Source organism: Pantoea dispersa, from assembly GCF_035783935.1.
GTDB lineage: Bacteria > Pseudomonadota > Gammaproteobacteria > Enterobacterales > Enterobacteriaceae > Pantoea > Pantoea dispersa_C.
The window spans coordinates 25135-31193 of record NZ_JALKOV010000019.1; the positions used below are offsets into that span (position 1 = coordinate 25135).

Annotated in this window: 5 protein-coding genes, 4 tRNA genes and 1 rRNA gene; 1 reads left to right on the forward strand and 9 read right to left on the reverse strand. The window is 52.9% G+C overall.

The genetic code is table 11. The features are described 5' to 3' along the window. The 6 genes from secE to MXF20_RS22845 all read right to left on the reverse strand — a co-directional run bounded on the left by secE (window position 1) and on the right by MXF20_RS22845 (window position 2415). Window positions 1-384 (reverse strand): preprotein translocase subunit SecE, encoded by a 384-nt coding sequence (gene secE, locus MXF20_RS22820; RefSeq protein ID WP_021508209.1) that lies wholly within the window; start codon window positions 382-384, stop codon window positions 1-3. 227 nt (window positions 385-611) lie between these two features. Then, a complete protein-coding gene (gene tuf, locus MXF20_RS22825) occupies window positions 612-1796 on the reverse strand; it encodes an elongation factor Tu (RefSeq protein WP_325971595.1) in 1185 nt (394 codons plus the stop codon). Window positions 1797-1902: 106 nt separating this feature from the next. Further along, a tRNA-Thr gene (locus MXF20_RS22830) sits at window positions 1903-1978 on the reverse strand. Between the two features lie 5 nt (window positions 1979-1983). After that, window positions 1984-2058: transfer RNA gene (locus MXF20_RS22835), tRNA-Gly, on the reverse strand. Window positions 2059-2247: 189 nt separating this feature from the next. Beyond that, a tRNA-Tyr gene (locus MXF20_RS22840) sits at window positions 2248-2332 on the reverse strand. A gap of 7 nt (window positions 2333-2339) precedes the next feature. Next, window positions 2340-2415: transfer RNA gene (locus tag MXF20_RS22845), tRNA-Thr, on the reverse strand. Window positions 2416-2811: 396 nt separating this feature from the next. Here MXF20_RS22845 and coaA point away from each other — a divergent pair. Beyond that, window positions 2812-3762: a type I pantothenate kinase gene (gene coaA / locus MXF20_RS22850; protein ID WP_325971596.1), complete on the forward strand. Its 951-nt coding sequence runs from the start codon at window positions 2812-2814 to the stop codon at window positions 3760-3762. Window positions 3763-3814: 52 nt separating this feature from the next. On the opposite strand, the gene birA is transcribed toward coaA, so the two are convergent. The 3 genes from birA to rrf all read right to left on the reverse strand — a co-directional run. Beyond that, window positions 3815-4777 (reverse strand): bifunctional biotin--[acetyl-CoA-carboxylase] ligase/biotin operon repressor BirA, encoded by a 963-nt coding sequence (gene birA / locus MXF20_RS22855; RefSeq protein WP_325971597.1) that lies wholly within the window; start codon window positions 4775-4777, stop codon window positions 3815-3817. Further along, on the reverse strand, window positions 4774-5811 hold the full coding sequence (gene murB, locus MXF20_RS22860; RefSeq protein ID WP_325971598.1) for a UDP-N-acetylmuramate dehydrogenase: 1038 nt from the start codon (window positions 5809-5811) through the stop codon (window positions 4774-4776). The genes birA and murB overlap by 4 nt, the downstream gene beginning before the upstream one ends. 149 nt (window positions 5812-5960) lie before the next feature. Beyond that, window positions 5961-6059, reverse strand: a 5S ribosomal RNA gene (rrf, locus tag MXF20_RS22865); the annotation flags it as partial.

A 6059-nucleotide genomic window follows, 5' to 3' on the forward strand; every position in this document is an offset into this window, starting at 1 on the left:
TCAGAACCTCAGGCCAGTGATAAACGATACCAGACGGACCAGAATACCATCCAGCCCCCACAAAATCAGTGACATCACGGCAGTGACCGCGGCAACGATTAACGTGGTGTGCAATGTTTCCTGGCGAGTTGGCCAGATGACCTTACGCATTTCGGTTCTTGCTTCACGTGCAAAAGCCACGGTTGCCTTACCTTTAGTGGTCAGCAACGCAATGCCGCCCGCCGCAGCGATCAACACCACGACAGCCAGCGCGCGTAAAGGCAGTGTCACATCGCGATACAGGTAGTTACCGACGATTGCTACCAGCAGCAATGCGATCACAACTACCCACTTTACCGCTTCCAGGCCGCGCCCGCTCCCTTGAGCTTCGGTATTCGCACTCATAAACCAACCTGCCACAATAATTCAGAAACTATTCTGCCCCGCAGAGCGAGGCATCCAAACCGAATGCGCTTTTGGGCATAACTCGGTATCCAGCGCCGTAATACAGAGCCTGTCTCAGCAATGATTATGATCGAAAATCACTGATGAGCCAGGTTCTGGTTAACAGCGTACAAAAAGGGCATCAAATGATGCCCTTTCCGTGTGCATTGCGTCAAATATTATCGCTATTACGCGATAACTTTAGCAACAACGCCCGCGCCAACGGTACGGCCGCCTTCGCGGATTGCGAAGCGCAGACCTTCGTCCATTGCGATTGGATGGATCAGGGTAACAACCATTTTGATGTTGTCGCCTGGCATTACCATCTCAACGCCTTCTGGCAGCTCTACTGAACCGGTTACGTCAGTGGTACGGAAGTAGAACTGTGGACGGTAGCCTTTGAAGAACGGAGTATGACGGCCGCCTTCGTCTTTGGACAGAACGTAAACTTCTGACTCGAACTGGGTGTGCGGCTTGATGGTGCCTGGCTTAGCCAGAACCTGACCACGCTGGATCTCTTCACGCTTGATACCGCGCAGCAGAACACCACAGTTCTCGCCTGCCTGACCCTGGTCCAGCAGTTTGCGGAACATTTCAACACCAGTACAGGTAGACTTGGCAGTCGCTTTGATACCCACGATTTCTACTTCGTCGCCCACTTTCACGATGCCGCGCTCAACACGACCGGTAACAACGGTACCACGGCCAGAGATTGAGAATACGTCTTCGATAGGCAGCAGGAACGGCAGGTCGATAGCACGGACTGGATCCGGGATGTAGTTATCCAGGTGCTCAGCCAGCTCAACGATTTTCGCTTCCCACTCAGCTTCGCCTTCCAGCGCTTTCAGCGCAGAACCGCGTACGATTGGGGTATCGTCGCCTGGGAAGTCGTAAGCAGACAGCAGGTCACGCACTTCCATCTCAACCAGTTCCAGCAGCTCTTCGTCATCAACCATGTCGCACTTGTTCAGGAACACGATGATGTAAGGAACGCCAACCTGACGACCCAGCAGGATGTGCTCACGGGTCTGTGGCATTGGGCCATCAGTCGCAGCAACAACCAGGATCGCGCCGTCCATCTGCGCAGCACCGGTGATCATGTTTTTCACATAGTCGGCGTGGCCTGGGCAGTCAACGTGTGCGTAGTGACGAGTCGGGGTTTCGTATTCAACGTGAGAGGTGTTGATGGTGATACCACGAGCCTTCTCTTCTGGCGCGTTATCGATCTGATCGAATGCACGCGCCTGGCCGCCGTAGGTTTTAGCCAGAACGGTGGTGATTGCCGCAGTCAGAGTGGTTTTACCGTGGTCGACGTGACCGATGGTGCCCACGTTTACGTGCAGTTTGTTACGTTGAAATTGCTCTTTAGCCATCGCTTGTCCCTCTAAGACACGGATATATCAAAGATATCGTCACATTAACCAGGCAAAACCTGATGTTAGTTTTACAGAGAGAGAATCAGGAGAGAGATAAAGGAAGTGGTGCTGATACCCAGAGTCGAACTGGGGACCTCACCCTTACCAAGGGTGCGCTCTACCAACTGAGCCATATCAGCACATCTGGAGCGGGCAGCGGGAATCGAACCCGCATCATCAGCTTGGAAGGCTGAGGTAATAGCCATTATACGATGCCCGCATCCTGGAACTCGGCTACCTGTTCTTTCTGTAGCTTATGAATAATAAAAGAAGACCTTCTATTATTCGAGCCAGTCAGAGTTTCCGACTGACGTTGATTACGCTACTGCGCAATCTGAATTCGAAGGTGAGAGAGTTGAACTCACCCATCAGATAAGCCTTTATCTGACGCTCAACCGAGAGGTTGAGATGGTGGTGGGAGAAGGATTCGAACCTTCGAAGTCTGTGACGGCAGATTTACAGTCTGCTCCCTTTGGCCGCTCGGGAATCCCACCTACTTGATGGTGCCGGCTACCGGAATCGAACTGGTGACCTACTGATTACAAGTCAGTTGCTCTACCAACTGAGCTAAGCCGGCATCAAGTGACGCGCATTCTAGGAAGACCGGGTTCAGGATGCAACAAAAAAATTGCTAAATTTGCACTACCGCTTACTATTTGTGCAAATCCTCGCAAAACGCCCCGCCAGCGCAGCAAAAAGCAGCAAACGTGGTGTGTTTTTCCGCCAGCGCAGGACCTGATAATTCTTTCATATAGCATCAGCCTTATGCTGCGATCATAAAAATGCGGGCCTGCTTACGAAAGCGTGCTCAGGTTTATCATTTTACTTCTTTTTAAAGTCACACTGGTGTTACCCTCCTGCCCATTGTTCTCGTTAAATTACCCCTGTGACGTGCAACTGAGTTCGACACATCGCTGTATGCCTGAAGCTGCAAGGTGTTGATGAGCCAGAATTTGCGGTCAGATGCATGCTTATGAGTAAAAAAACGACGCCACTAACGACGCCTTACCTGCAGTTTGATCGGCAGCAATGGGCTGCGCTGCGCGATTCCGTACCGATGACGCTGGCCGCCAGCGAAATTGAGCGGTTGCGCGGTATCAATGAAGATCTTTCGCTGGAAGAAGTCGCCGAGATTTATCTGCCGCTGTCGCGCCTGCTGAACTTCTATATCAGCTCGAATCTGCGCCGTCAGGCGGTGCTGGAACAGTTTCTCGGCACCAATGGCCAGAAAATTCCCTACATTATCAGTATCGCCGGCAGTGTCGCTGTCGGTAAAAGTACCACCGCGCGCGTGTTGCAGGCGCTGCTTAGCCGCTGGCCCGAGCACCGTAAGGTGGAACTGATCACCACCGATGGCTTTTTGCACCCTAATGCGGTGTTAAAAGAGCGCGGTCTGATGAAAAAGAAGGGCTTTCCGCAGTCGTATGATATGCATCGACTGGTAAAGTTCGTGTCGGATTTGAAATCGGGCGCCGGTCAGGTCACCGCGCCGGTTTACTCACACCTGATATACGACGTCATCCCGGATGGCGATAAGGTAGTGCAGCAACCGGACATCCTGATTCTGGAAGGACTGAACGTCCTGCAGAGCGGCATGGATTATCCCCACGATCCGCATCATGTATTTGTCTCAGATTTCGTCGACTTTTCAATATATGTCGATGCGCCAGAAAACTTATTAGAGCGCTGGTACGTAAATCGCTTTCTTAAATTCCGCGAAGGCGCGTTCAGCGATCCGGATTCTTATTTCCATCACTATTCTCAGCTACCCGAAGAAGAAGCAGAGAATATTGCTCGCGGGTTATGGAAAGAGATTAACTGGCTGAATTTAAAAGAAAACATTTTGCCTACGCGCGAGCGGGCCAGCCTGATCATGACGAAGTCTGCTGACCATGCCGTGCAAAGCGTCCGGCTGCGTAAATAATGTTTAACCGCCCTGGTTATGCAGGGCAGTTAATTAATGTCGACATCGGTTATTAATTACCGGCACGCAGCGAAATCTCGCCGCCGACCCAGGATTTAATCTCACCTTCCTGTTCCAGCAACAAGCCGCCCTGCTTATCAATCCCCCGGGCAATGCCGTGCACTTCACGATCGCCAATCAGGAGTTTTACCGGCCGATGGATAAAGTTATCCAGCGCTTCCCAGCGTCCGACAAACGGCGCCAGACCATCCCGTTCAAACAGCGGTAAGGCTTCACGCAGACTGTTAATCAGCCTGGCGGCGAGTTCGTTACGATTGATCTCGATGCCCGCTTCCTGCAGGTTAATCCAGCCCTGGTTGATTTCCGCCGTGCCTTCACCCCGCATGACCAGGTTAATCCCTGCGCCCATTACAATCTGTGCCGCATCGCCTGTTTTACCCGTGAGCTCAACCAGGATGCCCGCCAGCTTACGATCCTGCAGATACAAGTCATTTGGCCACTTAACGCGGACGTCGGCCGCACCCAGTGACTGGATAACCTCTGCCATTACAATACCAATCACCAGACTCAGGCCCATCGCCGCAGCTGGCCCTTGCTCCAGTCGCCAATACATAGACATATAGAGGTTAGCGCCAAACGGCGAGAACCATTTACGGCCACGCCGGCCACGTCCGGCCTGCTGGTATTCCGCGATGCATGCATAGCCGGAATTTAGTTGGTCCATGCGATCAAGCAGATACTGATTTGTTGAGTCAATCACCGGGATCACTGCCAGATCGGCCTGATGCAGATGCGCCAGTATCTTCTCTTCATTCAGCAGCTGTATCGGTGCTGGCAGGCTGTAACCTTTCCCTGTCACCGTATAGACATCGAGGCCCCAGCTTTTCAGCGTCTGAATATGTTTATTTACGGCGGCGCGACTCATCCCGAGCGCCTCACCCAGCTGTTCACCAGAGTGAAATTCACCATCGGCCAGCAGGGCGACCAGTTTTAACGGAACGCTTTGATCTTTCATGAAATCACCTCGACGGCATTACGCTCACCCTGCGCGCCAATAAAACGCACTTCTGGCTCCAGCCATACGGCGAATTTTTTCCCTACTTGCTGGCGTACATGGTGGGCCAGCGCGACAATATCCTGCGGTGTCGCATTGTCTTCATTGATCAGTACCAGTGCCTGCTGACGATGCACCGCAGCGCCGCCAAGACGATAACCTTTCAGCGCACACTGATCGATCAGCCAGCCGGCGGCCAGTTTGACCTCGCCATTGCTCTGTGGATAGTGTGGCATCGCAGGGTTCTGCGCCAGCAGCGCCGCTGCCTGCTGCGCTGAGATCAGGGGATTTTTAAAGAAACTGCCCACGTTCCCGGTTACGCGCGGATCGGGCAGCTTGCTCTGGCGCATGTGGCACACCGCGGTAAAAACGTCCCACGCGCATACGGTGGCGGGATTGAGCTTTGCCAGATCGCCATAGCTCAGCACCGGCTTCCACTGCCTGGCAAGACGCAGGCCGACGGCCACAATCACATAGTCGTGTTTCATCGCGTGTTTGAAGATACTGTCGCGATAGCCAAACTGACACTCATCACGGTGCAGGCGAATGACTTCACCGTCAGTCAGGTGCAAAACGTCGACGTACAGACAAATATCTTTAAATTCAACGCCGTAAGCGCCAATATTCTGGATGGGTGCCGATCCGGTCACGCCAGGTATCAGCGCCAGATTTTCCAGCCCGGTGAGGCCTTTCTTTAGAGTGTGCTCAACCAACTGATGCCAGTTTTCGCCAGCACCAACGTGCAGATGCCAGGCTTCGTCGTGCTCTTCCAGGGTAATGCCTTTAATCGCGTTAATGACCACGCAGCCGGCAAAATCTTCGAGGAACAGGACGTTACTGCCCTCGCCCAGCACCATAAACGGCTGATTTTTTTGCTGGCTGGCGTGCCAGGCAGAGGAAATGGCTTCTGTGCTATCCGCAATAACCAGCTTTTCAGCCATGATTGCAAGACCCAGGGTGTTGAACGCTTTCAGGGAAGTCTGAGGGCTGGACATTTTACGGCCTTTACTGATTAATCTGGCCGTAGTTTACCCGATTGCACGGTTCTAAAGTGGGGAGTTTTCGCGTTTTAGCGGGAAATTTGCAGGTGTACAGACGTAAAAAAGCCCCGGACTTTCGTTCGGGGCTTCTTCACTTGTTTGATGCCTGGCAGTTCCCTACTCTCGCATGGGGAGACCCCACACTACCATCGGCGCTACGGCGTTTCACTTCTGAGTTCGGCATGGGGTCAGGTGGGACCACC